This is a genomic window from Xanthomonas sp. GW (genome assembly GCF_014236815.1).
Taxonomy (GTDB): domain Bacteria; phylum Pseudomonadota; class Gammaproteobacteria; order Xanthomonadales; family Xanthomonadaceae; genus Xanthomonas_A.
This window is the reverse complement of the sequence record NZ_CP051189.1, coordinates 4,012,619-4,038,163: the sequence shown is the minus strand read 5'-3', so window position 1 is coordinate 4,038,163 and position 25,545 is coordinate 4,012,619. Positions and strand designations below refer to the sequence as shown.

Sequence of the window (25,545 nt, the reverse complement as noted above, 5' to 3'; positions counted from 1 at the left end):
GCGCTAGCGGCGACGCCCGGCCGACCTTGCCGCGTCCCTGGCGGCGCCAGGACTCGGCTATTCGCCGACCGTCGCCAACCCCGCCGCCTGCAGCAAGCGGCGCCGGGTCAGCGGGCCGAAGCGCAGCGCTTCGCACAGGCCGTGCAGCATGTCGGCGTCGGCCTGGCCGCGGGCGAAGCCGGGCGCGGCCGAATGCAGCGGCGCGTCCAGCGCGATGGTGGCCAGTTGCCGCCACAGCAGCGCGTGTTCGCGCTGCTCGCGCAGGCGCACCGCCATCTGCGCCGCGCCGCGCAGGCGCAGGAACGCCACTTCGTCGATCCGCGCCAGCAGCGTGTCCAGGTCGCCGAAATGCGCCAGCAGGATCGCCGCCGACTTGGCGCCGATGCCGGTGACGCCGGGAATGTTGTCGATCGCATCGCCGGTCAGCGCCAGGTAGTCGGCGATCTGGTGCGCGTGCACGCCGTGCCGCGCCTTGACCCCGGCCGTGCCCCAGCGCTCGCCGCGCGCGTAGTCCCACTGTTCGTCGAAGTCGAGCAGCAGCAGTTGCGATAGGTCCTTGTCGGCGGACACGATCACGCCGTGGAAGCCGGCGCCGCGCATGCTGTGCAGGGCGCTGCCGATCAGGTCGTCGGCCTCGTAGTCGTGATGGGCGAGCACGCCCAGGCCGAGCGCCGCGCACAGCGCCTTGCAGTGCGCGAACTGGCGCCGCAGCGCGTCCGGCGCCGGCGCGCGGTTGGCCTTGTAGGCCGGGTACAGGCGATTGCGGAAGCAGCTGTCCAGCGCTTCGTCGAAGGCGATCGCGATGTGCTGCGGGCGCTCGCGTTCGAGCAGGTCGAGCAGGAAGCGGGCGAAGCCGTGCACGGCGTTGGTCGGCCAGCCCTGCGCGTCCTGGAACTCGTCCGGGATCGAGTGCCAAGCGCGGAACACATACAGGCTGGCATCGACCAGGTACAGCGGCCGCGTCGGCGCCGCTGCGTTCACGGCGTCCAATCGCTCAGCAGCTGCTGCGGATCCGGGCGCTCGCGCTCCGGCACCTGCATGCGCGGCGTGCCGATATGGATGAAACCGGCGATGCGTTCGTTCTCGGCCAGGCCCAGCCGCGCCGCCACCGCTTCGTCGTAGGCCATCCAGGCGGTCAGCCACTGCGCGCCGAAGCCGTAGGCCTGCGCCGCCTGCAGCAGCGCGAAGCAGACCGAGCCGGCGGTCAGCCATTGCTCGATCTCCGGCACTTTCGCCTCGCGCTGCAGCCGCGCGATCACCGCGATCGCCAGCGGCGCATGCGCGAAGCGGTCGCGATCCTTCTCCACCGCGGCGGGCGGGGCACCCGGGTCGCGCTGCAGCGTGCGCTCGGCCAGGAAGTCGCCCAGCGCCAGGCGCGCCGGGCCGGCGATGCGCAGGAACCGGAACGGCACCAGCTTGCCGTGATCGGGCACGCGCACCGCCGAGCGCAGCATCGCCAGCAGGGTTGCCTCGTCGGGTCCCGGCTCGCCCAATTGCTTGGACGGCACCGAGCGGCGCTCATCCAGCGCTTGCAGCGAGTGAAGTGTGCGCATAGTCTCGATTCCGTGGGGCGGGCGCCGAATTATAGTCGCGTGCCCAAAAGCGGCAGCGGATGCCGCGGTTACACGGAGAGTCAAGCTTCATCCTCGATCTGCCGCTAACTTCCGAATTGACGTCGGTCTCACTTGCGCTTGCGTATCACACTGCCATGACAATCGCCGAATATGCCGAGGAGCTGCTGCCCAGCCGCAACTCGGACCTGCTCGACCAGGTCCGGGACGTGGTGTCGGTGCCGCTTGCCGAGGCATTCGGCGAGGTGCTGGACGTGCTGGCCGATGCGCTGTTCCGCATGGCCGAGCGTGCGGGGCCGACCCAGAACGACTATTTCGAGGCGATCCAGTTGCTGCGCCAGCAGCGCGAGCCGATCGCGGCGCGCTTCCGCGGCCACCTGGCGCAGGCCTGGCAGGCGCTGGAAGCCGGCCGCCCGCTGTCGGTGGAACGCACCCTGGCGCGCGAGCGCGGCGACCTGAGCCTGGTCTCCGAACAGGAACTGGACGTGCGCCTGGCGGTGCGCAACCTGGCCGGCGCGATCCAGCACCGCTGGCGCCCGGAACTGATGCGGCTCAACCGCTTTCTCGGCTTCATCGCCGGTGGCCAGCGCATCGATGCCGACAACAACCCGTTCGGTCCCGAGCATATCGGCGCGGCGGTGTATGCGGCGCTGCACGGGCTGGTGCTGGCGCCGCAGGTGCAACTGGCGATCGTCAAGATCTGCGAGCAGGAACTGCAGGAGCGGGTCGGCGAGCTGTACGCGCGGCTGGAGCAGCGCCTGGACCAGGTCGCGCGGGCGCGTTCGCTGCCGCTGGGGCGCACCCGCCGCCGCGCGATCCCGCGCAACGGCGTTAGCGGCGACGACGCGGCGCCGGACTGGATCAGCCGGTTCTTCGAGAGCTGGCATGCCGCCGTGCCGCTGTCGGCCGCGCAGCGCCGCGCGGCGCGCGTGCTGGACGCGCACGCCCGCGACGACCATGAGGTGCTGCCGCCGGCGCTGCGCGCCTTGCTGCACGAGGCGCAGCCGGTCGCGCGGGAACCCGCCGACGATGCGCGCCGCAGCCTGTCGCCGCGCGAACTGCTGTCGGTGCTGTCGCTGCTGCAGACCACGCCGCTGGCCGGCTTCGCCGCGATCGTCGAACACCGCGAACCGCTGGCGCAGGGGCTGCGCCGGCAGGTGGTGGCGGTCGGCGCGTCGCTGGGGCTTGATCCGGCCAGCACGCGCCTGGAGCCGGCCGATGCGGACACGCTGGACCTGGTCGGCCTGCTGTTCGAGGTCATGCTCGACGAATGCGTGCTGCAGCAGGCGCAACGCGACCTGCTCGGGCAGATGCTGGTGCCGCTGGCCAAGGTGGCGCTGATCGACGGCCGCCTGTTCGTGCGCGACGGACATCCGGCGCGGCGCCTGCTCAACCTGCTGGCCGACGCCTGCGACGGCAATGCCGGCGACAGCGCGATCGAGCAGGTGCTGCTGGCGCAGGCGCAGGCGGTGGTGGAACGGGTGGTGAGCGATTTCGACGAGCACCTGGCGGTGTTTCTGACCCTGGAGGCGGAATTCGGCAGCGCCTACGAGCAGTACCGGCGCCGGGTGGAGATCGCCGAGCGCCGTGCGGCCGAACTGCAGCGCGCCGAGGAACGCCGCGACAAGGCGCGGCGCCTGGCCGCCCAGGCGGTGGACGAACGCGTGCAGGGCGACGCGGACGGGACGGCCTTGCCGGCGCAGATCGAGACCTTCCTGCGCCAGCCGTGGTGCCAGTACCTGCAGCAGTCGGCACTGCGCGACGACGGCCATGGCGCGGCGGTGAGCGCGGCGCTGGCGCTGGGCGACGCGGTGCTGGCGCAATGCCGCCAGGCGCAGACCGGCGGCGGCGTGCCGGCGGGCGGCTGGCTGCAGCCGCAGCGCGCCGAACTGCTGCGGCTGTGGACCAGCGTCGGCCTGGATGCGGCCGCCGCCGAGGCCGCCTGGCTGGGCTTGCAGGCGGCCCTGGACGATGTGGCGCATGCGCGTCCGCTGCAGGCGCCGGCACCCGCGGCTGAGGTCGTCGTTGCCGAGACGCCGGCGGCCGAGACCGTGCCGGCCTTGCCCGAGCCGGCGCAGGCGACCGATTTCGACCACACCACCGCCGAGTATTTCCGCACCCTGGCGATGGGCACCTGGCTGGACTTCGTCGATCGCGAAGGACGTGTGCAGCCGGGCAAGTTGTCCTGGGTCAGCCCGATCTCGTCGCGGCTGATGTTCGTCAACCGCCGCGGCGGCCGCCTGTGCGTCGCCTCGCCGGAGGCGCTGGCGATGATGGTGCAGCTGGATCGCCTGCGCCTGCATCGCGACGACGATGCCTTTTATAGCGCGATGCAGGGGGCGGTGGACCGGTTGGAGCGGGTCGCGGTCGCGGCCTGAACGCGCCACGCCCCGGACGTTTGGCACGGTCTTGCAGGTGGCGTTACGCAAAGACCGCCTAGGATGACGGACGAGGTCACGTTCCGGAGCGTAAAATGTGTAGCGCGTCACGGTTGCTGTTCAGGTACCTTGCCTACCATGCAGAGGCGGAAACAGGGGCCGTGTCCGTTCGACTTCCTTTTACTCTTTTCCTAGCGCCGCTCCCGGCGCGGAGCCTTCGCGCATGAGTTTCAGCCCCAGCTCGCCGCACGCACATCCCGCGCGCGACCCGCATCTGCTGATGCAGGCGCGCGACGGCATGCTGCCGGTGCTGGGGCAAGCGTTCGCCGCCGCGCTGGCGCATTTCGACGACGTCCTGTTCGACCGTGCCGAGAGCGCCGGCGCCTCGCAGCTGCTGTTCCTGGACGGCATGCGCGAGCTGCGCCGCCGCCGCGACGAAATCGGCGTGCGCTTCCGTGCGCAGCTGGACCAGGCCTGGCAGGCGCTGGAAGCCGGCACGCCGCTGTCGGCCGAAGTGGCGCTGGCCGGCTACGGCCAGGGCCTGAGCCTGGTGTCCGAACACGAACTGGAATCGCGGCTGGCGGTGCGCAACCTGGCCAGCGTGCTGCTGCGCGAGTGGAAACCGGTGCTCAGCCGCATCGACCGCCGCCTGGGCTGGATCGCCGGCGGCCTGGAACTGGACGCCGACACCAATCCGGTTGGCCCCGAACACATCGGCGTCGCGGTGCATGCCGCGTTCTCCACCAGCGATTTCGCGCCGGAAGTGCGGCTGGTGCTGATCAAGCTGTGCGAGCGCGACCTCACCGGCGGCATCGGCAAGCTCTACCAGGAACTGGACGACAGCCTGGCGCGCGCCGGGGTGATGCCGGAAATCTCGCGGCCGCGCCCGCCACTGCCGCCGCGGCGCGCGCCGCCGCCGGAAGAGCGCCAGGCCCGCGGCGACAACCCCGGGTTCGGCGAGGACGGCGGCGCTGCCGGCGAGGCAGGCGAGTACGACGAGCAGTACGCGCCGGCCTGGGCCAGCCGTTTCGTCGACCGCTGGGCCGAGAGCCGCGGCCGCCTGCAGGCCACCGACGGCTACGCCGAGGCCGGCGCCAACCTGCCCGGCGGCAGCCAGGGCGTGTTGCTGGAGGCGCTGCACGAACTGTTGCAGCAGACCCGCAGCGTGCGCGAGAACGCCACCTCCGCGGCCAGCGCCGCGGTCGGCCAGCAGCGCTCGTTGAGCCAGCGCGAGATGATCTCGGTGCTGTCGCTGCTGCAGGCCACGCCCAGCGCCACGCTGCGCGCGGCGATCGGCGACGACGGCGAATCGCTGGCGCAGCGGCTGAAAAGCGAAGTGCTGTCCAACGCCACCCAGTTCGGCGTGGACCCGGCGCATGCGCGCCTGGATCCGGTCGACGAAGATGCGATCGATCTGGTTGGCATGCTGTTCGACGTGATGCTCGACGAGCGCGACCTGGAAGGGCGCTCGCGCGAGCTGATCGGGCGCCTGGTGGTGCCGTTCGTCAAGGTCGCGCTGCTGGACCGGCGCATGTTCGTGCAGAAGACCCATCCGGCGCGGCGCCTGCTCAACTCGCTGGCCGAGGCCTGCGAGGGCAATACCGGCGAGAGTCCGGCCGAGCGCGTGCTGATGGGCAAGGTCGAGGAAATCATCGAGCGGCTGGTCGCCGAGTTCAACGAGAACCTGGCGATCTTCCTGACGCTGGAAGAGGAATTCCGCGATTTCCTGGCCCAGCACCGGCGCCGCATCGAGATTGCCGAACGCCGCGCCGCCGAAACCCAGCGCGGCCAGGAAAAGCTGGAACTGGCCCGGCAGCGCGCCGAGGCCGAACTGCAGGTGCGCTTGCAGGGCCGGCAGCTGCCGCGCGCGCTGGACGACTTCCTGCGCCAGCCGTGGCAGCACCACCTGACCATGGCGGTGCTGCGCGAGGGCGAGGATGGCGCCGGCGTGCGCGATGCGCTGGCGCTGGCCGACGGCCTGCTCGAGGAAGCGGCCGAGGCGCAGCGGCACATTGTCGGCAAGCCCTGGCTGCAGGCCTGGCAGGGACCGTTGACCAAGGTCTTCGCCAGCGTGGGCCTGCATGCCGAGGCCGCCGCGTCGGCGATCAACGTGCTGCACGACACGCTGCAGGCGGTCGCCGAGCTGCGTCCGGAACTGGAGCGCCCGCTGCCGGAACTGCCGCAGGTGACGCTGCCGCAACCGCCGGTGCAGGAGGCGCAGCCGGTGGAGGTCACCGCCGCGGAGACGGTCGAGGATTACGACAACGCCGACGCCGACCGCTTCCGCGCGATGCCGATCGGCACCTGGTTGGATTTCATCGACCGCGACGGCAAGGTGCAGACCGGCAAGCTGTCGTGGGTCAGCCCGATCTCGGCGCGGCTGCTGTTCGTCAACCGCCGCGGCGTGCGCTTCTGCGTGGCCTCGCCGGAAGAACTGGCGGTGATGGTGCGGCTGGGCCGGCTGCGCAGCCACATCAACGACGGCGCCTTCGACAGCGCGATGCAGGGCGTCATCGACCGGCTCGACCCGCAGAACGCGACGCTGCACTGAGGGCCGTTGGCGCGAGGCGGATGGATCCTGCCTCGCCGCCTTCCCAGGCTCCGCGCGCGCTGCGCATGCCTTTGTAGGAGCGGCTTCAGCCGCGACCGGGCTTTCTGGGGAATGCTGTCGCCACTGACGCCGCTCCTACAAAAAGCCGTCGACGAACCGTTCGCCCGGCGCTGCCATCGCCGCGCGGACCCTGTAGCATCGGCGCCGACTAGGGCGGGCAACGCATGGGGAATCGCATGGCAGTGCAGGTGCTGGTGGTGAAGGAGTCGGCGCACGGCGAACGCCGCGTGGCGGCGACGCCGGAGACGGTGAAGAAGCTGGTCGCGCTCGGCGCGCAGGTGCATGTCGAACCCGGTGCCGGGGTGTCCGCCGGCTTCGTCGACGCGGCCTATCTTGCGGCCGGCGCGCAGCTCGCCGATGCCGCGACCCCGGCGCAGGCCGATCTGGTGCTGTGCGTGCAGCCGCTGCCGGTCGTCGCACTGAACCAGCTCAAGCCCGCCGCCGGCGTGGTCGGCATCCTGCAGCCGCAGGCCGATCCGGCGCGTGCCGAGGCGATGCAGGCGCGGCAGCTGGTCGCCTTCCCGCTGGAGCGGTTGCCGCGCACCACCCGCGCCCAGGCGATGGACGTGCTCAGCTCGCAGGCCGGCATGGCCGGCTACAAGGCCACCTTGATCGCCGCGCAGCTGGCGCCGCGCTTCTTCCCGATGCTGACCACCGCCGCCGGCACCATCCGCCCGTCCAAGGTGCTGATCGTCGGCGCCGGCGTCGCCGGCCTGCAGGCCATCGCCACCGCCAAGCGCCTGGGCGCGCAGGTCGAAGGCTTCGACGTGCGCCCGGAGACGCGCGAGCAGATCGAATCGCTGGGCGGCAAGTTCCTCGACCTGGGCGTCAGCGCGGCGGGCGAGGGCGGCTATGCGCGGCAGCTGACCGAGGAGGAGCGCGCCGAGCAGCAGCGGCGCCTGGCCGAGCACCTGAAAGGCATCGACGTGGTGGTCTGCACCGCCGCGGTGCCCGGGCGGCCGGCGCCGAAGATCCTCAGCGCGGCGATGGTCGAGGGCATGAAGCCGGGCAGCGTGGTGGTGGACCTGGCCGCCGAGACCGGCGGCAACTGCGAACTGACCCGCCCCGGCGAAACCATCGAGCACGCCGGCGTGGTCGTCGCCGGCCCGCTCGACCTGGCCAGCATGGGCGCGGTGCACGCCAGCGAGATGTATGCGCGCAACGTCTATAACTTCGTCGCGCTGTTCCTGAAGGACGGCGCGATCGCCTACGACTGGGACGACGAGTTGCTGACCAAGACGCGCTGGACCGGTTGATCGGTTGATCGGCGCTGTCGGCCGCGTGCCGCGCCTGGCACGGCGGTCGGCACCGCGGCGCGCCGATGCGAACGTTGCCGGTGGCTCCAAGCGTTTTCTCCCGACATTCGCCGCATCGTGCAGGCCCTAATGACCTAATGCGGCAACGGTGAGCCGCAAGTCGCAGGCGGCAGGCGACCTGCGGGAGCCAACTGTAGGAGCGACTTCAGTCGCGACGGGCATTACCGATAGCGCCTGTCGCGAACGATGGCTCAGGAGCCACCGGCAATCGCTCCCGCCACTGCAAAATCTCCCCGGGGCCAAGCCCCTGAGCCCACATGCTCGCGCATCCCGACTCCGACGATGGCGCGATGCAGCCTGCTTTTCTGTCGCGACGGATTCGATCGGCGGCCCGTGTCGCGATCGATCTCTCGGATCCGCCCTCAGTCGCGGCGGCACCCCTTAGACAGCGATTAAAAAAGCGCCGTCGCCTCGACACGCTGACAGGACAGTCACCTGGAACCCGGTGCCGTTCTGGTCTCCGGGCTGGCATTGGCCTTGATCCAGGCGTCGCGCTGCTGCGGGGTCATCGCTTCCCAGCGATCGCGCAGCGCCTTGCGTTGCTCCGGCGGCAGCGCGCGCATGCGTTCGAACAGCACCCGCGCCTCTTCGCGCTGCTGCGGACTCATGTCTTCGTAGCGGCGTGCGCCCTTGCGCGCGCGTTCGCGCTGCTCCGGGGTCATGCTCTGCCAGCGCTGCGCGTGCTCGAACATCCTGCGCCGCTGTTGCGGAGAGTCGTTCCAGCGCTGGCGCATCGGCGCGATCAGCAGTTCGCGCTGCTGCGCGCTCAGGTGCTCCCAGTCCGGCAGCGGCGGACCCGCATCGGCGTCGGCATCCGACGGCGGCGGTGGTGGCGGCGCGGCGAACGTCGCCAACGGGGTGGCACCGGCCAGCAGGGCCAGCGCCAGGGACATGCGGATCAGGCGCTTCATCGTGTTCATTCCATCGCCAGCGAAGTATCGGAACCCAGCCACAGGTACAGGTCGGGGTTTTCGTCGAGCAGGCCGGCCACGGCGTCGTCGCTGTCGCCTTGCGCGGCGCCGCTCGCCGACACCGCGGCCGTGGCGGGAACGCCGGCGCCGCTCGCCGCCTGGACCGCAACCGGCAGCGTCGGGCGCAGCAGCAGATGCAGGCCGAAGGTGGCGCCGAGCAGGGCCGGCGCCGCCGCCAGCAGCCAGCCCCAGCGCCGCGCCGGTGAGGCGTGGGGGCGGCTGGCGGCGTGGCGCGCGGCGCGCAGTCGCTCCAGGGTCGGTGCCGGCAACGCCTGCAGCGAGGCCTGGTGCGCGCGGCGCATCTGCGCGTCGAACGCGGCCGAATGTGTGGGGTCGGGTTTCACCGGACGTCCTCCAGAAGTTTCTGCAACGCCTCGCGGGCGCGCGACAGATGGGTCTTGACCGAGCCTTCGGAGCAGCCCATCGCGCGTGCGGTGGTGGCCACGTCCAGCTCCTCGAGCACGCGCAGGGTGAAGGCCTCGCGCTGCCGCGCCGGCAGCGCGCGCAACGCCGTGACCAGCCGCGCATGCGTCTGCCGCTGCTCGTGGCGCTGCGCCGGCGTCGGGCCGTCGTCGGCCCAGTCTGGCTGGCTGTCCTCGCCGTGCTCGCTGGCCGGCGCCCAGAAACGCAGGCGGAAGCCGCGGCGGCGCTGCAGGTCGATGATGCGCCGGCGCAGGATGCTCCAGAACAGCGGGGTCCATTCCTGCGCCGGCCGCTCGCGGTAGGCGAGCAGCTTGATCATCGCATCCTGCACCGCATCCAGCGCATCCTCGCGCTGGCGCAGGCCGGCCTCGGCGAAGCGGAACGCGCGCGGGCCGATCTCGGCCAGGAACGCGTCCAGCGACGCCGGCAGCGGACGTACGGGGTCGTCGCGGTCGAGGTCGGTCGTCGGGGGGTCGAGGGCGGGCGTGCTCACCAGCACAGCTTAGCTTCCTGGCGCGGGGATACCGTGGAGAACGCATTGCCGCCGCCGCGGTTGACCTGGCGCCGGCCCGGTTCGCCGCCGCTTGCCGCCGCATACAGTCATCGCCCACCGATTCAGCACCCGGTTATGATTGCGGCGGTCGGGCGCGGCGCCCGGGAGAAGCGGAATGAGCGACGGTTTCGTGGCCTTGTACATCTTCATGCTGGCGGCCATCGCCGGGCATGTGATCATCTCGCGGGTGCCGGTGATCCTGCACACCCCGCTGATGTCCGGTTCCAACTTCATCCACGGCATCGTGCTGATCGGCGCGATGGTGGTGCTCGGCCATGCCGACACCACGCTGGAGAAGGCAGTGGGCTTCCTCGCGGTGCTGCTCGGTGCCGGCAACGCCGCCGGCGGCTACGTGGTTACCGAGCGCATGCTGGAGATGTTCAAGTCCAGCAAGAAGCCGGAGTCCAAGCCGTGACCCTGACCACTGCCGAGGCGCTGTCCTGGCTGGTGAAGGCCAGCTACCTGGTGGCCGCCACCCTGTTCCTGCTCGGCCTGCAGCGCATGGCCTCGCCCAAGACTGCGCGCAGCGGCATCCATTGGGCCGGGTTCGGCATGCTGCTGGCGACCGCGGCGACGTTCCTGCTGCCCGGCCTGCACAACCTGCCGCTGATCCTGCTGGCGATCGCGATCGGCACAGGTGCGGCCTGGATCTCGGCCAAGAAGGTCGCCATCACCGACATGCCGCAGATGGTCGCGCTGTACAACGGCATGGGCGGCGGTTCGGCCGCGGCGATCGGCGCGGTGGAACTGCTGCGCTTCTCGTTCCTGGCGCACCGCGACACTTCGCACTGGAGCGAAAGCGCGATCGCCGCGCTGGCCGCGCGCCAGCCCGATGCGACCACGCTGGCGCTGGCCATCGTCGGCTCGGCGATCGGCGCGATCTCGCTGTCCGGTTCGGTCATCGCCTGGGCCAAGCTCGACGGGCGACTGGACAAGCGTGTGACCTTCCCGGGCCAACAGGCGTTCAACCTGCTGGTGTTCGTGGCGATGCTGGGCCTGGGCGCCTGGGCCGCGATCGGCCTCAGCCCGGTGGCGATCGTCGCCTTCTTCGCGGTGGCGCTGGCGCTTGGCGTGCTGATGACGCTGCCGATCGGCGGCGCCGACATGCCGGTGGTGATCTCGCTGTACAACGCCTTCACCGGCCTGGCGGTGGCGTTCGAGGGCTACGTGCTCGGCAACGAGGCGCTGATCATCGCCGGCATGATGGTCGGCGCGGCCGGCATCCTGTTGACCCGGCTGATGGCCAAGGCGATGAACCGGCCGATCAGCGGCGTGCTGTTCTCCAACTTCGGCGGCGGTGGCCAGGCGCAGGAGATCAGTGGCGCGCAAAAACCCATCGAGGCCGGCGACGTGGCGGCGATGATGGCCTATGCCGAGCGTGTGGTGATCGTGCCCGGCTACGGCATGGCGGTGGCGCAGGCGCAGCACAAGATCTGGGAGCTGGCGCAGCGGCTGATCGAGCGCGGGGTCAAGGTCAAGTTCGCGATCCACCCGGTAGCCGGGCGCATGCCCGGGCACATGAACGTGCTGCTGGCCGAAGCCGGCGTGCCCTACGACCTGATCGCCGACATGGACGACATCAATCCCGAGTTCCCCAGCACCGACGTGTCGCTGGTGATCGGCGCCAACGATGTGGTCAACCCGGTGGCCAAGACCGATCCGGCCAGCCCGATCTACGGCATGCCGATCCTGGACGTGGTCAATTCCAAGAACGTGGTGGTGATCAAGCGCGGCAAGGGCACCGGCTTTGCCGGGATCGAGAACGCGCTGTTCTACGCCGACAACACGCGCATGCTGTACGGCGACGGCGCCGAGGCGGCCGGCGCGCTGGTCAGCGAATTGAAGGCGCTCGACAGCGGGCATTGAACCGGCGCCGGCGGATCGTGTCGCGGCTGAAGCCGCTCCTACAGGGCTTGCCGGCTCCCTGTAGGAGCGGCTTCAGCCGCGACCATTACCCTCAACGCGCGCTGAAATAAGCCACGATCAGGCCAATGCCCAGCCACAGCACGTCGCCGGGGCGGTTGGCCAGCACGGTCAGCGTCCACGCGTAGCGCGCGCCCAGTTTCAGCGACGAATCCCAGGTATCCAGGCCCAGCCCGGCGCCCACGTGCGCAGCGGCGATGCCCCAGTTGGCGGCGACGATCACCAGCGCGGTGGCCAGCACCGCCACGGCGATGCGCAGCTTGCCGCGCGGCAGCGTGCCCAGGCGCAGCATCCAGGAAACCTCCAGCGCCACCAGCACCGCCATCCAGCCGGATTGATGGCCCAGGCTCAGCGCGACCAGCATCCAGGCGATCAGGGCGGTGAAACAGCCCAGGAAGAGCAGCAAGGGCCATAGCCAGTGCGAAGTCCTGGCCGGCGTGGAAGAGGGCGGCATGCGATGTTCCCGGAGAATCCGCACAGGATACCCTTCGCCGCGTTCCCCGCGCACTCGGATAAACTGGACGACTTGCACCGGCGGGGCCAGCCCCCATATCGCCCCCATGTACTCACGCAGCAGCGAACCTGTCCAATTCGAACGCGATTGCGCGGCGGTGATGGTGCCGCAAGGCGACGCGGTCACCCTGCCGGCCGGCAGCTACGGCTACATCACCCAGGCGCTGGGCGGCAGCTACACCGTGTTCGTCGAAGGCAACCTGTTCCGCATCGCCGGCAAGGACGGCGACGCGATCGGCAAGGAGCCGCCGCCGGGCCTGGACCTGCCGGAAGGCGCCAGCGACGAGCAGGTCGAGGCGCTGATCTGGCAACAGCTGCGCACCTGCTTCGATCCGGAGATCCCGTTCAACATCGTCGACCTGGGCCTGGTCTACGAAGTCGACGTGCAGCCGCGCGAGGACGGCCAGCGCATGGTCGAAGTGAAGATGACGCTGACCGCACCGGGCTGCGGCATGGGCGACATCCTGGTCGACGACGTGCGCAGCAAGCTGGAGCTGATCCCGACCATCGCCGAGGCCGATGTCGAACTGGTGTTCGATCCGCCGTGGGGCCGGCATATGATGTCCGAGGCCGCCCGCCTCGAAACCGGCATGCTCTGACCCGCGCGACTGCGCGACCTGGGGCCGGGACAAGGCGCCGCCGCTGCGCTCGGATGACGCAGCGGCACGGCCGTCCCTCGACTACCACAGGAAACCCCGGTGTCCGCTACCGAGCCGTCTTCGCAGTTCCGCCTGATCCCGTCCACCACCGCGCGCAGCGCCGATGCGCGCGCGCAGATCCTCGCCGCGCCGGGCTTCGGCAACTACTTCACCGACCACATGGTCGCCATCGAATGGGACCGCGAGCAGGGCTGGCATGACGCCCAGGTCCGCGCCTACGGCCCGCTGGCGCTGGATCCGGCCGCCTCGGTGCTGCACTACGGCCAGGAGATCTTCGAGGGCATCAAGGCCTACCGCCACGCCGACGGTTCGATCTGGACCTTCCGCCCGGACGCCAACGGCAGGCGCCTGCAGCGCTCGGCGCAGCGCCTGGCGCTGCCGGAGCTGCCGGTGGAGCTGTTCGTCGAGTCGCTGCGCCAGCTGATCGCGGTCGATGCGGCGTGGGTGCCGTCGGCGCCGGAGACCAGCCTGTATTTCCGCCCCTTCATGATCGCCAACGAGGCCTTCCTGGGCGTGCGCGCGGCGCAGAAGGCCGGCTACTACGTCATCGCCAGCCCGGCCGGCGCCTACTTCGCCAAGGGCGTGGCGCCGGTGGCGATCTGGCTGTCCACCGACTACGCGCGCGCGGCCAAGGGCGGCACCGGCGCGGCCAAGTGCGGCGGCAACTACGCCGCCTCGCTGCTGCCGCAGCAGCAGGCGCAGGCACAGGGCTGCTCGCAGGTGCTGTTCCTGGACCCGGTCGAGGGCAAGTACCTGGAAGAGCTGGGCGGCATGAACGTCTTCCTGGTGATGCGCGACGGTAGCCTGGTCACCCCGGCGCTGTCCGGCAGCATCCTCGAGGGCATCACCCGCGACAGCATCCTGCAGTTGGCGCGCGATCGCGGCATGCAGGTGGTCGAGCGCCAGGTGACTATCGACGAGTGGCGCGACGGCGTGGCCTCCGGCGAGATCGCCGAGATCTTCGCCTGCGGTACCGCCGCGGTGGTGACCCCGATCGGGCAGCTGAAGGGCAAGGATTTCGCGGTCGGCGACCTGACCGCACCGGCCGGACCAGTGACCTTGTCGCTGCGCCAGGAACTGACCGACATCCAGTACGGCCGCGTGGCCGACCGCCACGGCTGGCTGCTGCGCCTGGGCTGAGCCCAGGCGTTCTTCGCCCGCCGGCACTGGCGGGCGCCGAGCTGGGCGTGGCGCAGGCTGCCCCAGCTTTTCTTCTGGGGCGTCGTCCGTTCCCGGAGACGCCATGGGCGGCCTGTCAGACCCGGCCCGGCGCATTGCCCGGCTCATGCGGTCACGCACACCGCGGCTTCCCCGATGCGAGCCCCGACCCGGCGCTACCGCTTCGCAGGCATTCGCTGGCCCTGCCGCTGTCCTGCGGGCCTGCTTCTGCGTACGGGAGGCTGTCCGCATTTGCGCGTGATCACGCCGCGCCGCGCAAAAATGTCCCAGGACTGTCTTCTCGAGCCATCGGCGTTGCCGTCGCGTCGCAAAAAGCCGAAGCGAAGCTTGCCTTTATGTTGACTATCGTCACGCTTATGGGTTTTGGACGATAAGAATTTCGTCCATACGCGCCTGTATTGGGATAGCGTCGGATGAACGGCTGGCAACAGGGGGCCGGCCTGGGAGTCGCGCCGCATTCGGATTCAGTGCCTGTTTAGGGCATCCGCAGCGCGAAAAATCGCCGTCAGGTGGCAATCAACGAAAAGGAAGTTCCGAATGTCCGAAATTTCGCAACGTGGTTCGCGCCAGCGTCCTTGGCTGATCGTGCTGGGAGCGTCCGCATTGACTTCGCTGTTGCTGGCGACACCGGCATTCGCCGGCGACGTCAACCTCTCCGGGCTGTCCGCCGAGCCGACCGTGCAGCGCTTCATCGTCAAGACTCGCGATGCCGCCCCCATCAGCATCGCCAGTACGTCCGCCGCCGCCACCTCGGCGTCGCTGCGCGCGACGCTGCAATCGGTGGCCGCGGCGATGCCGGCCAAGAACGGTCGCGCGCTGGGGCTGACCAGCCTGCGCCGCCTGGCGGTAGGCCCGGAAGTGATCAAGGCCGACCGGCCTTTGGACCGCACCGAAGCCGAGACGCTGATGCGCCAGCTGGCCGCCGATCCGAACGTGGAATACGTCGAAGTCGACCAGCGCATGACCATCGCGCTGACTCCGAACGATCCAAGCTTGTCCAACCAATGGGCCTTCGGCACCACCACCGCCGGCATCAACGTCCGTCCGGCCTGGGACCAGGCAACCGGCACCGGCGTGGTCGTGGCGGTGATCGATACCGGCATCACCAGCCATCCGGACCTCAACGCCAACATCCTGCCCGGCTACGATTTCATCAGCGATGCGACCGGCGCGCGCGACGGTAACGGCCGCGACAGCAACCCGGCCGACGAAGGCGACTGGTCGGCGGCCAACGAGTGCTACTCCGGTTCGCCGGCGTCCAATTCCAGCTGGCATGGCACCCACGTGGCCGGCACCATCGCCGCGTTGACCAACAACAGCACCGGTGTGGCCGGTACCGCCTTCAATGCCAAGATCCTGCCGGTGCGCGTGCTCGGCAAGTGCGGCGGCTACACCTCCGACATCGCCGACGCGATCACCTGGGCGTCCGGCGGCACCGTCAGCGGCGTGCCGGCCAACACCACCCCGGCCGAAGTGATCAACATGTCGCTGGGCGGCAGCGGTACCTGCTCGACCACCTACCAGAACGCGATCAACGGCGCGGTCGGTCGCGGCACCACGGTGGTGGTGGCGGCCGGCAACAGCTCGGCCAACGTCTCCACCTCGGTGCCGGCCAACTGCGCCAACGTGATCGCGGTAGCCGCGACCACCTCCTCGCGGGCCAAGGCCAGCTACTCGAACTATGGCACCGGCATCGACATCTCCGCGCCGGGCTCGAGCATCCAGTCCACGCTCAACTCCGGCACCACCACGCCGGGCAGCGCCAGTTACGCGTCCTACAACGGCACCTCGATGGCGGCGCCGCACGTGGCCGGCGTGGTCGCGCTGATGCAGTCGGTCGCCTCGACCCCGCTGACCCCAGCGCAGGTGGAGAGCACCATCAAGAGCACCGCGGCCAGTTTCTCCTGCTCGCAGGGCTGCGGCGCCGGCCTGCTCGACGCCAACGCCGCGGTGACCGCTGCGCTGGGCGGCGGTACCACCACGCCTCCTACCGGCAATACGCTGCAGGACGGCGTGCCGGTCACCGGGCTCGGCGCCAGCAGCGGCTCGGAGCTGAACTACACCGTGACCGTGCCGTCCGGGGTCAGTTCGCTGACCGTCACCATCTCCGGCGGCAGTGGCGACGCGGACCTGTACGTGCGGCTGGGCAGCGCGCCGACCGACAGCACCTATGGATGCCGCCCGTATCTCAACGGCAACAACGAGACCTGCACCTTCAACGCGCCCAGCGCCGGCACGTACTACGTGCGGCTCAAGGCGTACAGCACGTTCTCTGGCGTCACCCTGACCGCGAACTACTGATCCCGCCCGCTGTGCGGCGCGCGCCTGTATGGCCGCGCCGCACAGGCATCGGCAACCGCACGCAGCGGCAGGGCAGGACGCCCTGGACGTTGCGGACACGACAGCCCCGCGCCTCGGCGCGGGGCTTTTTTGTTGTCGTGGGTTCCGATCCGCGCGCCGGTTGCGCAGTTGCCGGTGGTCGAAGTGGGGCACAGGCATGGCGGCCCTTTTCGCTTGCGTTCGCTACCTGCCGCCATGCCGCTGCGAATGCGGTCGACGCAGCCGCTGGCTGCATTCTTCGCGCGTACCATGCCGCCCACGCCGTCGCCGCGGCTGACGCGTCACTCGCACAGATCGCAGGCACGCGCCTGCAGCACGTCCAGCACCTGCTCAGCGGCGATTTCGACCAGCAGTCCACGCTGCCCGGCGTTGAACCACACGCTGCCCGGGGCCAGCGCCGATTGCTCGATCAGCACCGGCGCTGGCCGCTGTTGGCCCAGCGGACTGATGCCGCCGACCTTGTAGCCGCTGCGGCGCTCGGCCTCGGCCACCTCCATCATCCGCGCCGCTTTGCCGGCGCCGGCCGCAGCGAGCTTCTTCAGCTGCACGCGGCGATCGGACGGCACCACCACGCACACGGCGTTGCTGTCGATCCAGGCCATCAGGCTCTTCAGCACCCGCTCCGGCGGCAGGCCGAGCGCCTGCGCCGCCTGCAGGCCCTTGGCGCCGGCTTCGGCTTCGTAGTCGTAGGGATGCAGGCGATAGGCGACGCCGGCCGCGTCCAATGCCCGGGTTGCGCGGGTGGCCTTGGACATCGCGGTTCAGACCGGCTCGAAGCGGTTCGCGGCCACGTTCTTGCGCACCTTCTGCGGGTCCCAGATCTGCCCGTTCATGGCGATGTAGACCCCGGCCGGCAGCGACTGCACCGCGCCGACCGCGCAGCCGATGTTGAATTCCGCATCGGAGCCGCGGAACCGCGCCGGGTTCAGTGCGCCGGTCATCACGATGGTCTTGTCCGGGATCGTCTGCAGCACCTTGCCGGTCTGCACCATCGAGTCGGTGCCGTGGGTGAGCAGCACGTGGCGCGCGGACTGCGCAGCGACGGTGGCGCGGATCAGCTCGCGGTCCTCGTCGGTGATGTGCAGCGAGTCCTTGCGGATGATCGGGATCACACTGAAGCGGAAGGTCACGCCCAGTTCCTTGAGGATCTGGCCGATCTGCGGATCGCCGATCTGGTAGTCGGACTTGTCGTCGAAATAGATCTTGTCGATCGTGCCGCCGGTGGTGACGATCAGGAGTTCTTCCATTGCCGGTTCCTAGAGCATGACGGGGCGCGGCCGCGGTCGCGCAGGGCGCCATGATACCGGCAGGCCGGCGGCGGCCGCTCAGGGCGTGCCGCCGCCGGACGCTTTGGCGCCGCGCTTGCGCGCGAAACGCGCGCGAATGCCGGGCGCGCTGGACAGGCCGATCGCCAGCAGCGCCAGCAGCAGTTCGGCCCAGGCGTAGGCGCGCTGCGGCGGGTGGCTCCAGGCGGCCATCACCCCGTGGCTGAACCAGAACAGCCCGAACACGCCGGCCCAGAAGCGCGCCACCGCCGAGCCGCGCAGCACGCCGATCGCCAGCAGCAGCGGCGGCAGTGCGAACACCAGCAGCGCGGCGAGGCGGTGGCGGTCGTCGTGGAACCAGGCCGCGTACAACAGCGCCAGTACCAGCAGCGTGGCGGCCAGCGCGTAACGCAGGCGGGCGGTGCTCACGGCGCCGCCAGGCGTTGCGCGATGCCGGCCAGGCGCCGGCCCAGCGCGCGCGCCAGCTGCGCTTCTTCCTCGCTGGGCTGCGGGTCGTCGTCGGCGCCGGCGACGTGGCTGGCGCCGTACGGGGTGCCGCCGCTGCGCGTGCTGCTGAGCAGCGGTTCGGTATAGGGAATGCCGACGATCACGCAGCCGTGGTGCAGCAGCGGCAGGTGCATCGACAGCAGCGTGGCTTCCTGGCCGCCGTGCAGCGAGGCGGTGGAGGTGAACACCGCCGCCGGCTTGCCGGCCAGGGTGGCGCTGGCCCATTCGGCACCGAGGCCGTCGATGAAGTGCTTGACCGGCGCAGCCATGTTGCCGAAGCGGGTCGGGCTGCCCAGGGCCAGGCCGACGCAGTCGCGCAGATCGCTGGCGTCCACGTACGGCGCGCCGCTGTCGGGCACCGGCGGCGCGCTGGCCTGGGTGACCGCGGCCACCGGCGGCACCGTGCGCAGGCGCGCGGCCATGCCGGGCACTTCGCCGACGCCGCGCGCGATCTGCCGCGCCAGGCGCGCCACCGAACCGCCACGGCTGTAGTACAGGACCAGGATCTCGGCCATGCGGCCCTCGCTTGCTTGCACCAGAACGGCCGCCAGTATCGGCGATGCCGGCATCCGTGCGCATCGGGTACCCTTGCCCGATGCAGCCTTTGGACACGGTCAATCTCTGGACGGAGCGGGTGCGCGACCGCGCGCGGATGCGCAGCTTCGCCGGGTTCCTGTGGCGGCGCTTCCTCGACGACCGCCTGTTCCAGGCCGCCGCCTCGCTGGCCTACACCACGATCTTCGCGCTGGTGCCGCTGGCGATGGTGGTGTTCGGCGTGCTCTCGGCGTTCCCGGTGTTCGACAAGTGGAGCGACCAGCTCAGCGACTACATCTTCTCCAACTTCGTGCCGGCCGCGGCGCGCTCGGTGGAGGCCTATCTGCGCCAGTTCTCGGCCAGCGCCGGGCAGCTGACCAGCGCCGGCACGATCGCGCTGATGGTGTCGCTGCTGATCACCTTGAACAGCGTCGAGCAGACCTTCAACCGGATCTGGCGGGTGGTCTCGGCGCGGCCGCGGCTGACCCGCTTCCTGGTGTACTGGACGGTGCTGACCCTGGGCGCGCTGCTGGCCGCGGCGTCGCTGGCGGCGTCGGCGCGGTTCTTCGCGCTGCCGCTGTTCCGCACCAGCGAAGGCCGGCTGCTGGCGCAGATGGCGCTGGGCCTGGCGCCGGTGCTGATCGAATTCGTCTGCATCACCCTGGTGTACCGCGTGGTGCCGCATCACACGGTCAAGCTGCGCCACGCGGTGCCCGGCGCGCTGCTGGCGGTGGCCCTGCTGGAACTGGTGAAGTGGGGGCTGAGCCTGTACCTGGGCAGCTTCCAGTCCTACCAGCGCATCTACGGCACGGTCGCGTTCGTGCCGATCTTCCTGCTGTGGACCTATCTGAGCTGGATCGGGATCCTGCTCGGGGCCTCGCTGGCGTCCTCGATCGCCGCCTTCCGCTACCAGCCGGCGTCGATGCGGCTGCCGGCCGGCTACGAGATCTACGGCCTGCTGCGCCTGCTCGGGCGCTTCGCGCAGGCGCGCAAGGACGGCCACGGCCTGCAGGAAGATCAGATCCTGCAGCTGGAGCCGATGCTGACCGATTCGCTGGTGCAGGAGCTGCTGTGCGAGCTGGAGCGCAGCCGCCTGCTCAGCCGCGCCGGGCATGGCGAATGGCTGCTGGCGCGCGATCTGGCCGACGTGCCGCTGACCGAACTCTACGAAAACTGCCAGCTGCGCATCCCGATCGCCGAAGCCTACCTGCCGTGCCGCGACGACGCGCTGGGGCAGGCGGCGTGGCGCGCGCTGGACGAATTGCGCATGCCGCTGCGCGACGTGCTGAAACGTCGCGTCGGCGATCTTTACACCGATATCGGAGACCTCGCATGACCCCGCGCATCCTGTTCCCGTTGTTCGCCGCTGCCGCGCTGCTGGCGGGCTGCGATCGGCATCCTTCGCCCGCCGATGGCGCCGCACCCGGCGCGCCTGCGCCCACGGCTCCTGCCGCCCCGGCGGCGCCTGCCGCGCCCGCTGCGCCGACCGCGCCCGCCGCTGGCGAAGGAGCGAACGTGGTGCAGGAAACGCGGCCGCAGCCGACGTTGAAGGTGAAGGCGGTGGACGGCAGCGACTACGACCTGGCCGCGCATCGCGGGCAGTGGGTGGTGGTGAACTTCTGGGCCACCTGGTGCGCGCCGTGCCTGAAGGAAATGCCGGAGCTGTCGGCGTTGCACGTGATGCGCGACAACATCGAAGTGGTGGGCCTGGCCTACGAGGACATCGAGCCGGCGGAAATGCAGGCATTCCTGAAGGAACATCCAGTGGCCTACCCGGTGGCGATCCTCGACACCTACGCGCCGCCGGCCGATTTCGCGACCCCGCGCGGGTTGCCGATGACCTATCTGATCGCCCCGGACGGCAAGGTCGCCAAGCAGTTCCTGGGGCCGGTCAATGCGCACGACATCGAGGCGGCGATCGCCGCGGCCGGCGGCAAGGTTGCCGGCCAGGCGAAGGCCGCCGGTTGATGGCGGCGGCCCGCTTCCTGGTCGCCGGGCGGGTGCAGGGCGTGTATTTCCGCGCCTCCACCCGCGAACGCGCCTTGGCGTTGGGGCTGGATGGATACGCGCGGAACCAGGCCGACGGAAGCGTGGAAGTCATCGCAGCAGGCGAGGCCACGGCGCTGGAGGCGCTGGCCGAATGGCTGCGGCAGGGGCCGCCTGCGGCGCGGGTCGAGCAGGTGTTGCGCGAGTCTTGGCCGGAGCCGGTGGCGGCGGGCTTCGCGATCGGGTGACGTCGCGGAAATCATGGCAGCTCGCTGTGGGAGGGACTTCAGTCCCGATGAGGTCTTACCGGTAGCGCGTCGGGACTGAAGTCCCTCCTGCATAACCGCGTGCCGCTGCAGGAGGCGTTTCAATCCGGCCGTGTCTTTGCGGAGGCGTCCGGTCGCGGCTGAAGCCGCTCCTACAGGGAACCAGTGCACCGTCGGTCTCGGGTGCACCATCGAATCCCCAATCCCCAATCCCGGCCTCAAACCGACGCGATCGGCTGCAACACGCCGAACTTTTCCTTGCGCGGTTTGTGCTTCAGCGGCGGCAGTTCCAGTTCCGGTTCCTGCAGCGGGGTGTCGGGCAACTGGTCGAGCAGATGCCGGATCAGGGTCAGGCGGCCACGTTTCTGGTCGTTGAAATCGACCAGGGTCCACGGCGCCTGTTCGCGGTGGGTGGCGTCCAGCATCGCCTCGCGGGCGCGGGTGTATTCGGCGTACTGGGCGCGCGACTGCAGGTCCACCGGCGACAGCTTCCAGCCCTTCAGCGGATCGTGCAAGCGTTCGGCGAAGCGCTTCTCCTGCTGGTCCTGGTCCACGCACAACCAGTATTTGAACAGGCGGATGCCGTCGTCGACCAGCAACTGCTCGAACAGCGGCGCCTGGCGCAGGAAGGCCTGGTATTGCGCGTCGCTGCAATAGCCCATGACCCGCTCCACGCCGGCGCGGTTGTACCAACTGCGGTCCATCAGCACGATCTCGCCGGCGGCCGGCAGGTGCGCGACGTGACGCTGGAAATACCACTGCGTGCTTTCGCGGTCGGTCGGTTTGGGCAGCGCCACCACCCGGCACTGGCGCGGGTTCAGATGTTCGGCGATGGCCTGAATCGCGCCGCCCTTGCCGGCGGTGTCGCGGCCTTCGAACAGCACCAGCACGCGTTCGCCGCTGTGCTGCAGCGCCTGCGCCAGCGCCGCCAGTTCCAGTTGCAGCGGTTGCATCAATGCCTGGTACTGCTTGCGTTTGAGTTTGCTCATTTGCTGCGTCTCGTGCGGGTGCCGGCCATGCTGCGCGCCACTTCCAGCAGCGCGCCCTGCTGGCGGCTGTCGAGCGTGCGATAGGCCTGCAATAGATCGTGTTCGCCGCGGGTGCGGGCCGGGTCGAGTTGGCTGGCCAGTTCGCCGAGCAGCGCGCCGGCGGGAACGCCGAACGCGCGCGCCAGCGCATTGAGCTGGTCGCGGCCGGGCATCTTCTCGCCGGCCAGCCAGGCCTTGACCGTGGCGGCGCCGGCGCGCGGGATGGCGGCGGCGATGTCCGCCGCGGTCATGCCGCTGGCTTTGGCCAGTAGGCGCAGGGTGGTGTCCAGTGACATGCGCGGTTCCAGGTCATTCCTTCAGGCGTGGGCGCAGCGTGGCCAGGTTGCACGGCCGGGTGCGCGCGTCGAGCTGCGCCGCGACGATCCTTTCCCAGGCGGTGCGGCAGGCCGAGGTCGAGCCGGGCAGGCAGAACACGAAGGTGGCGTTGGCCAGGCCGGCGAAGGCGCGCGACTGCAGCGAGGAAGTGCCGATCTCCTCGAAGCTGATCGCGCGGAACAGTTCGCCGAAGCCGGGCATCTGCTTGTCCAGTAGCGGCAGCAGCGCCTCGGGGGTGGAGTCGCGGCCGGTGAAGCCGGTGCCACCGGTGACCAGGATGCCGTCGACCTGCGGGTCGGCGATCCACGCCGAGACCACCGCGCGCATCCGGTAACGGTCGTCGGGCAGCAGCTCGCGCGCGTACAGGCGGTGGCCGGCCTCGCCGAGCACCGATACCAGGTAATCGCCGGAATTGTCTTCGGCCAGGCTGCGCGTGTCCGAGACGGTCAATACGCACAGGTTCAACGCGATGAAATCGGCTTTGGCGCTCATGCCCGAAGCCTAGCGGCTCGCCCGGTCGGCGTATAGCCTGCCGGCACGCATCGGCAGCGTCCGTACAGGCGCCATCGCAGAACCAGGGCGATGCTGGTTCAGGCGCGCACGCGCGCGGGCTGCGTCGGGGCGCCGTGCAGGCTCAGCGCGCGCGGCCGGTAACGGGTCACGCTGGCCGCGGGATGGGACGCCAGGGGCAGGCGCTCGGGTTCGCGCTGCAAGGCGCGACGCTGTGCGTCGGCGCTGCTCCATTCGGCATAGTCGAGCAGGCTGCGGCCATCGTCGGACAGGTGCAGGTGCGAGGCGATCAGCCCGCGCAGCGCGTGCGCGCCGTCTTGCAGTGCGGCGAACGCGGCGTTGGCGTGGAGCTGCGCCTGCGCGGCATCGCGGGTCGCCAGCCTGGTCACCACGACGCAGCCGGGCGCGCGCTGCGGATCGGATACTCCGCTGCGGATGCGCCGATAACGGCGCAGCGTCAGTCGCGGCGCGGGTGCGCGCGGTCGCCAGCTGCGGTCGAGCGACGTGGTGTCGTCGCCGCAGCATTGCGCGTACAGCAGGTCAGGCGCGGCGCTCAGCGCTTCCAGCCAGGCCAGGGCATGCAGCCCGCCGCCGGGGTTGGCGTGCAAGCGTGCGAGCAGCGTCGCGCAGACCGGTGCCGAGGCGTGGGCGACCAGCACGCTGCGTGCATGCGGGGAGGTGAGGTCGGGCGACAGGCGTGATGGCATCGGGACGTGCGCGAACGGAAGGCGCGCAGTGTCGAACCTCAACCATGCTTCAGGTCAAGGGTGTTTCTGCATGACGGGCGCTTCAACAGGTGCAACGATGTGCCGTCATCAGGTCGCGGTTGGCTGCCGCTCGCGCTGCGCTGAAGAATTGCGGCCGCCGACGCAGGCAATCTGTCGGCAGGTTTGGTCTGGATGCGAACGCATCCGTTCCGCTGCGCCAGGTGCAGGTGCCGCCGCGGCCGGGCGATTTACGAGCTACTGCGGACCGCCCCAGCCATGCCGGCGCGCGGTATCGCGCAACACGTCGGCGAAGTCCGCAGCGAAGCCTTGCATGTCGAACAGACCGGCGCTGGCGCGGCGCTGCTGCAGCGTGTCGCGCAGTGCGCGCAGCGCCGCCGGATCGCGGCCCAGCTGCACGGCCTTGGCAATGAAGGCGGCGTCGTCGGCGACGTTCATCTCATCCATGCCCAGGTGATGGTTGAGACTGCCGGCCACGCGTGCGGCGAAGGTCGTGCCGGGGCAGGTCAGCAGCGGGCAACCGGCCCACAGCGCGTCGGAGGCGGTGGTGTGCGCGTTGTACGGATGCGTGTCCAGGAACAGGTCGGCATGCCGGTAGCGGGCCAGGTAGTCCGCGTGCGCGAGCTTGGGCATGAAGCGCAGCCGCGCCGGATCCACTTCGGCGCGCCGCGCGGCCTCGCGCAGCCGCGCATCGGCCTGGCCTGGTCCGGACAACAGCCACAGCACGCTGTCCGGGACCTGGCGCAGCACCGCCAGCATCCGCGCCATGCTGCGCGGGGTCAGCTTGTAGCTGTTGTTGAAGCAGCAGAACACCGTACCGTGCTCGGGCAGCCCGCAGTCGCGGCGCGATGGCGGCATGCCGATGTGGCGGCTGTCGTCCGACGGCTGGAACGCGCGCGGCAGGCGCAGCACGCGCTCGCTGTAGTGCGCGGCCAGCGCATCCGGCAGCGCGAACGCATCGCCGATGACGTAGTCGATCCACGGCGCGCCGGACGTGCCCGGGTAGGCCAGCCAGTTGATCTGCAGCGGTGCCGGGCGCAGCGCCAGCACTTCCGGCGCACCGCCGCCGCCCCAGCCGCGCAGGTCGAACAGGATGTCGATGCCGGCATCGCGAATGCCTTGCGCGATCGCCCGGTGCGGCTGGCCGGCGACGTCGTGCCAGGCGTGCGCCGCGGCCTGCAGGCGCGTGCGGATCGCGCTGCCGTCGTCGCGGTTCAATGCAAACAGCTGCACCTGCAGGTCGGCGTGCGCGCGCAGCCGTTCGAACAAGGCCACGGTCAGCAGCCCGGTGGGATGCGCGCCGAAGCCGTTGGACAGGAAACCGACCTGCAAGGGGCCGGCGCGGCGCAGCGTCGTCGCCGGCAAGGGCGCAAGGGTCTGCGCCAACGCAAGCGCACGGTTACGCGCGCAGTGCAGCTGTTCGGCGGCAGTGGCGTCCTCGTTGAGGAAGGCGAACGGTTCGATCGCCGGATGGCTCTGGCGCACCGCGTCGCGCACTTGTTGCGACAGCGCGTCCAGCGCGCGCCAATCGCACAGTTTGCGTCGCCAGTTCAGCAGGTGCGCGGCGATCGACGGCTCCTGCGGCAGCAGCGCATGCGCGTGCGCATAGGCCTGCGCGGCGGCTTCGGCCTCGCCGTTGTCCTCCAGCGCATGGCCCAGCCACAGGGCGATGCCCGGATGCTGCGGCGCGTGCTGCAGCGCCTGGCGCAACGCGGCGGCGGCCTCGGCATGGCGGCCCTGGGTCCAGCGCACGCGGCCCAGCCGCGCCAGGGCTTCCGGATGCGCCGGGCGCAGCTGCAACGCGCGCACCGCGGCCTGTTCGCCGGCGGCGATCGCCCCGGCACCGAGTTCGGCGTCGGCCAGCATCACCCAGGCGATGAAATCCTGCGGGTCGCGGCGCACCGCGTCCTGCAACTGGCGCAGTTCGTGCAGCGCGCTGCCGCTCACGCGC

General features: G+C 70.4%; 26 protein-coding genes. 11 read left to right on the top strand and 15 right to left on the bottom strand.

What is annotated here, in order from left to right:
* Positions 1-57 precede the first annotated feature (57 nt).
* On the bottom strand, positions 58-981 hold the full coding sequence (locus HEP73_RS17420; protein WP_185820890.1) for a 5'-3' exonuclease: 924 nt from the start codon (positions 979-981) through the stop codon (positions 58-60).
* Positions 978-1,553, bottom strand: a complete 576-nt coding sequence (locus HEP73_RS17415; RefSeq protein ID WP_185820889.1) for a nitroreductase family protein — start codon at positions 1,551-1,553, stop codon at positions 978-980. The genes HEP73_RS17420 and HEP73_RS17415 overlap by 4 nt, the downstream gene beginning before the upstream one ends.
* Before the next feature lie 155 nt (positions 1,554-1,708).
* Between HEP73_RS17415 and HEP73_RS17410 the strand changes: the two genes are divergently transcribed.
* From HEP73_RS17410 to HEP73_RS17400, 3 genes are all read left to right on the top strand, one after another.
* On the top strand, positions 1,709-3,949 hold the full coding sequence (locus HEP73_RS17410) for a DUF1631 domain-containing protein (RefSeq protein WP_185820888.1): 2,241 nt from the start codon (positions 1,709-1,711) through the stop codon (positions 3,947-3,949).
* A gap of 223 nt (positions 3,950-4,172) precedes the next feature.
* Positions 4,173-6,500 carry a DUF1631 domain-containing protein gene (locus HEP73_RS17405; RefSeq protein ID WP_185820887.1) on the top strand — a complete coding sequence of 776 codons (2,328 nt, stop codon included), beginning with the start codon at positions 4,173-4,175 and terminating at the stop codon, positions 6,498-6,500.
* Positions 6,501-6,736: 236 nt separating this feature from the next.
* A complete protein-coding gene (locus HEP73_RS17400; protein WP_185820886.1) occupies positions 6,737-7,816 on the top strand; it encodes an NAD(P) transhydrogenase subunit alpha in 1,080 nt (359 codons plus the stop codon).
* A 491-nt stretch (positions 7,817-8,307) separates the two neighbouring features.
* Here the strand turns inward: HEP73_RS17400 and HEP73_RS17395 are convergent, their stop codons facing one another.
* Genes HEP73_RS17395 through HEP73_RS17385 form a run of 3 tightly spaced genes read right to left on the bottom strand, consistent with a single transcriptional unit; the run spans position 8,308 to position 9,769 of the window.
* A complete protein-coding gene (locus tag HEP73_RS17395) occupies positions 8,308-8,787 on the bottom strand; it encodes a DUF3106 domain-containing protein (RefSeq protein ID WP_185820885.1) in 480 nt (159 codons plus the stop codon).
* 5 nt (positions 8,788-8,792) lie between these two features.
* Entirely contained in the window at positions 8,793-9,191 is a 399-nt protein-coding gene (locus HEP73_RS17390; RefSeq protein ID WP_458309626.1) for a hypothetical protein, read from the bottom strand.
* Entirely contained in the window at positions 9,188-9,769 is a 582-nt protein-coding gene (locus HEP73_RS17385) for an RNA polymerase sigma factor (RefSeq protein WP_185820884.1), read from the bottom strand. The genes HEP73_RS17390 and HEP73_RS17385 overlap by 4 nt, the downstream gene beginning before the upstream one ends.
* 169 nt (positions 9,770-9,938) lie before the next feature.
* On the opposite strand from HEP73_RS17385, the gene HEP73_RS17380 reads away from it, so the two are divergent.
* Positions 9,939-10,238, top strand: coding sequence for an NAD(P) transhydrogenase subunit alpha part 2 (locus HEP73_RS17380; protein WP_185813769.1), 300 nt, complete (start codon positions 9,939-9,941; stop codon positions 10,236-10,238).
* Entirely contained in the window at positions 10,235-11,689 is a 1,455-nt protein-coding gene (locus tag HEP73_RS17375; protein WP_185813768.1) for an NAD(P)(+) transhydrogenase (Re/Si-specific) subunit beta, read from the top strand. Before HEP73_RS17380 ends, HEP73_RS17375 begins: the two co-directional genes overlap by 4 nt.
* 91 nt (positions 11,690-11,780) lie before the next feature.
* On the opposite strand, the gene HEP73_RS17370 is transcribed toward HEP73_RS17375, so the two are convergent.
* Positions 11,781-12,200 carry a hypothetical protein gene (locus HEP73_RS17370; protein WP_185820883.1) on the bottom strand — a complete coding sequence of 140 codons (420 nt, stop codon included), beginning with the start codon at positions 12,198-12,200 and terminating at the stop codon, positions 11,781-11,783.
* A gap of 106 nt (positions 12,201-12,306) precedes the next feature.
* Between HEP73_RS17370 and sufT the strand changes: the two genes are divergently transcribed.
* The 3 genes from sufT (at position 12,307) to HEP73_RS17355 (ending at position 16,398) form a co-directional block, all read left to right on the top strand.
* Positions 12,307-12,858: a putative Fe-S cluster assembly protein SufT gene (gene sufT, locus HEP73_RS17365; RefSeq protein ID WP_185820882.1), complete on the top strand. Its 552-nt coding sequence runs from the start codon at positions 12,307-12,309 to the stop codon at positions 12,856-12,858.
* A gap of 99 nt (positions 12,859-12,957) precedes the next feature.
* Positions 12,958-14,058 carry a branched-chain amino acid aminotransferase gene (locus tag HEP73_RS17360; protein WP_185820881.1) on the top strand — a complete coding sequence of 367 codons (1,101 nt, stop codon included), beginning with the start codon at positions 12,958-12,960 and terminating at the stop codon, positions 14,056-14,058.
* 576 nt (positions 14,059-14,634) lie between these two features.
* On the top strand, positions 14,635-16,398 hold the full coding sequence (locus HEP73_RS17355) for a S8 family peptidase (protein ID WP_185820880.1): 1,764 nt from the start codon (positions 14,635-14,637) through the stop codon (positions 16,396-16,398).
* A gap of 320 nt (positions 16,399-16,718) precedes the next feature.
* Here HEP73_RS17355 and ybaK read toward each other — a convergent pair whose 3' ends face one another.
* From ybaK to wrbA, 4 genes are all read right to left on the bottom strand, one after another.
* On the bottom strand, positions 16,719-17,192 hold the full coding sequence (gene ybaK / locus HEP73_RS17350; RefSeq protein WP_185820879.1) for a Cys-tRNA(Pro) deacylase: 474 nt from the start codon (positions 17,190-17,192) through the stop codon (positions 16,719-16,721).
* Between the two features lie 6 nt (positions 17,193-17,198).
* Complete coding sequence (locus tag HEP73_RS17345; RefSeq protein WP_185813762.1) at positions 17,199-17,684, bottom strand: asparaginase domain-containing protein; 486 nt, start codon at positions 17,682-17,684, stop codon at positions 17,199-17,201.
* 78 nt (positions 17,685-17,762) lie between these two features.
* The gene (locus tag HEP73_RS17340) at positions 17,763-18,131 is read right to left on the bottom strand and encodes a DUF2069 domain-containing protein (protein WP_064539501.1); all 369 of its coding nucleotides are present in this window, start codon (positions 18,129-18,131) and stop codon (positions 17,763-17,765) included.
* Positions 18,128-18,724, bottom strand: a complete 597-nt coding sequence (gene wrbA / locus HEP73_RS17335) for an NAD(P)H:quinone oxidoreductase (RefSeq protein WP_003472251.1) — start codon at positions 18,722-18,724, stop codon at positions 18,128-18,130. The genes HEP73_RS17340 and wrbA overlap by 4 nt, the downstream gene beginning before the upstream one ends.
* A gap of 80 nt (positions 18,725-18,804) precedes the next feature.
* Here wrbA and HEP73_RS17330 point away from each other — a divergent pair, with 80 nt between their 5' ends.
* From HEP73_RS17330 to HEP73_RS17320, 3 genes are read left to right on the top strand one after another with little or no spacing between them, the layout of a single operon-like run.
* The gene (locus tag HEP73_RS17330) at positions 18,805-20,079 is read left to right on the top strand and encodes a YihY family inner membrane protein (protein ID WP_185820878.1); all 1,275 of its coding nucleotides are present in this window, start codon (positions 18,805-18,807) and stop codon (positions 20,077-20,079) included.
* The gene (locus HEP73_RS17325; protein WP_458309625.1) at positions 20,076-20,711 is read left to right on the top strand and encodes a TlpA family protein disulfide reductase; all 636 of its coding nucleotides are present in this window, start codon (positions 20,076-20,078) and stop codon (positions 20,709-20,711) included. The genes HEP73_RS17330 and HEP73_RS17325 overlap by 4 nt, the downstream gene beginning before the upstream one ends.
* On the top strand, positions 20,711-20,977 hold the full coding sequence (locus HEP73_RS17320; protein WP_185820877.1) for an acylphosphatase: 267 nt from the start codon (positions 20,711-20,713) through the stop codon (positions 20,975-20,977). The genes HEP73_RS17325 and HEP73_RS17320 overlap by 1 nt, the downstream gene beginning before the upstream one ends.
* Positions 20,978-21,213: 236 nt before the next feature.
* On the opposite strand, the gene ppk2 is transcribed toward HEP73_RS17320, so the two are convergent.
* The 5 genes from ppk2 to HEP73_RS17295 form a co-directional block, all read right to left on the bottom strand.
* Positions 21,214-21,984, bottom strand: coding sequence for a polyphosphate kinase 2 (gene ppk2 / locus HEP73_RS17315; RefSeq protein ID WP_185813758.1), 771 nt, complete (start codon positions 21,982-21,984; stop codon positions 21,214-21,216).
* The gene (locus HEP73_RS17310; RefSeq protein WP_009607246.1) at positions 21,981-22,319 is read right to left on the bottom strand and encodes a helix-turn-helix domain-containing protein; all 339 of its coding nucleotides are present in this window, start codon (positions 22,317-22,319) and stop codon (positions 21,981-21,983) included. Before HEP73_RS17310 ends, ppk2 begins: the two co-directional genes overlap by 4 nt.
* A 13-nt stretch (positions 22,320-22,332) precedes the next feature.
* Positions 22,333-22,851, bottom strand: a complete 519-nt coding sequence (gene moaB, locus HEP73_RS17305) for a molybdenum cofactor biosynthesis protein B (protein WP_185820876.1) — start codon at positions 22,849-22,851, stop codon at positions 22,333-22,335.
* 98 nt (positions 22,852-22,949) lie between these two features.
* Positions 22,950-23,576, bottom strand: coding sequence for an antibiotic biosynthesis monooxygenase (locus tag HEP73_RS17300; RefSeq protein ID WP_185820875.1), 627 nt, complete (start codon positions 23,574-23,576; stop codon positions 22,950-22,952).
* 255 nt (positions 23,577-23,831) lie between these two features.
* Positions 23,832-25,541, bottom strand: coding sequence for an O-linked N-acetylglucosamine transferase, SPINDLY family protein (locus HEP73_RS17295; protein WP_185820874.1), 1,710 nt, complete (start codon positions 25,539-25,541; stop codon positions 23,832-23,834).
* Positions 25,542-25,545 lie beyond the last annotated feature (4 nt).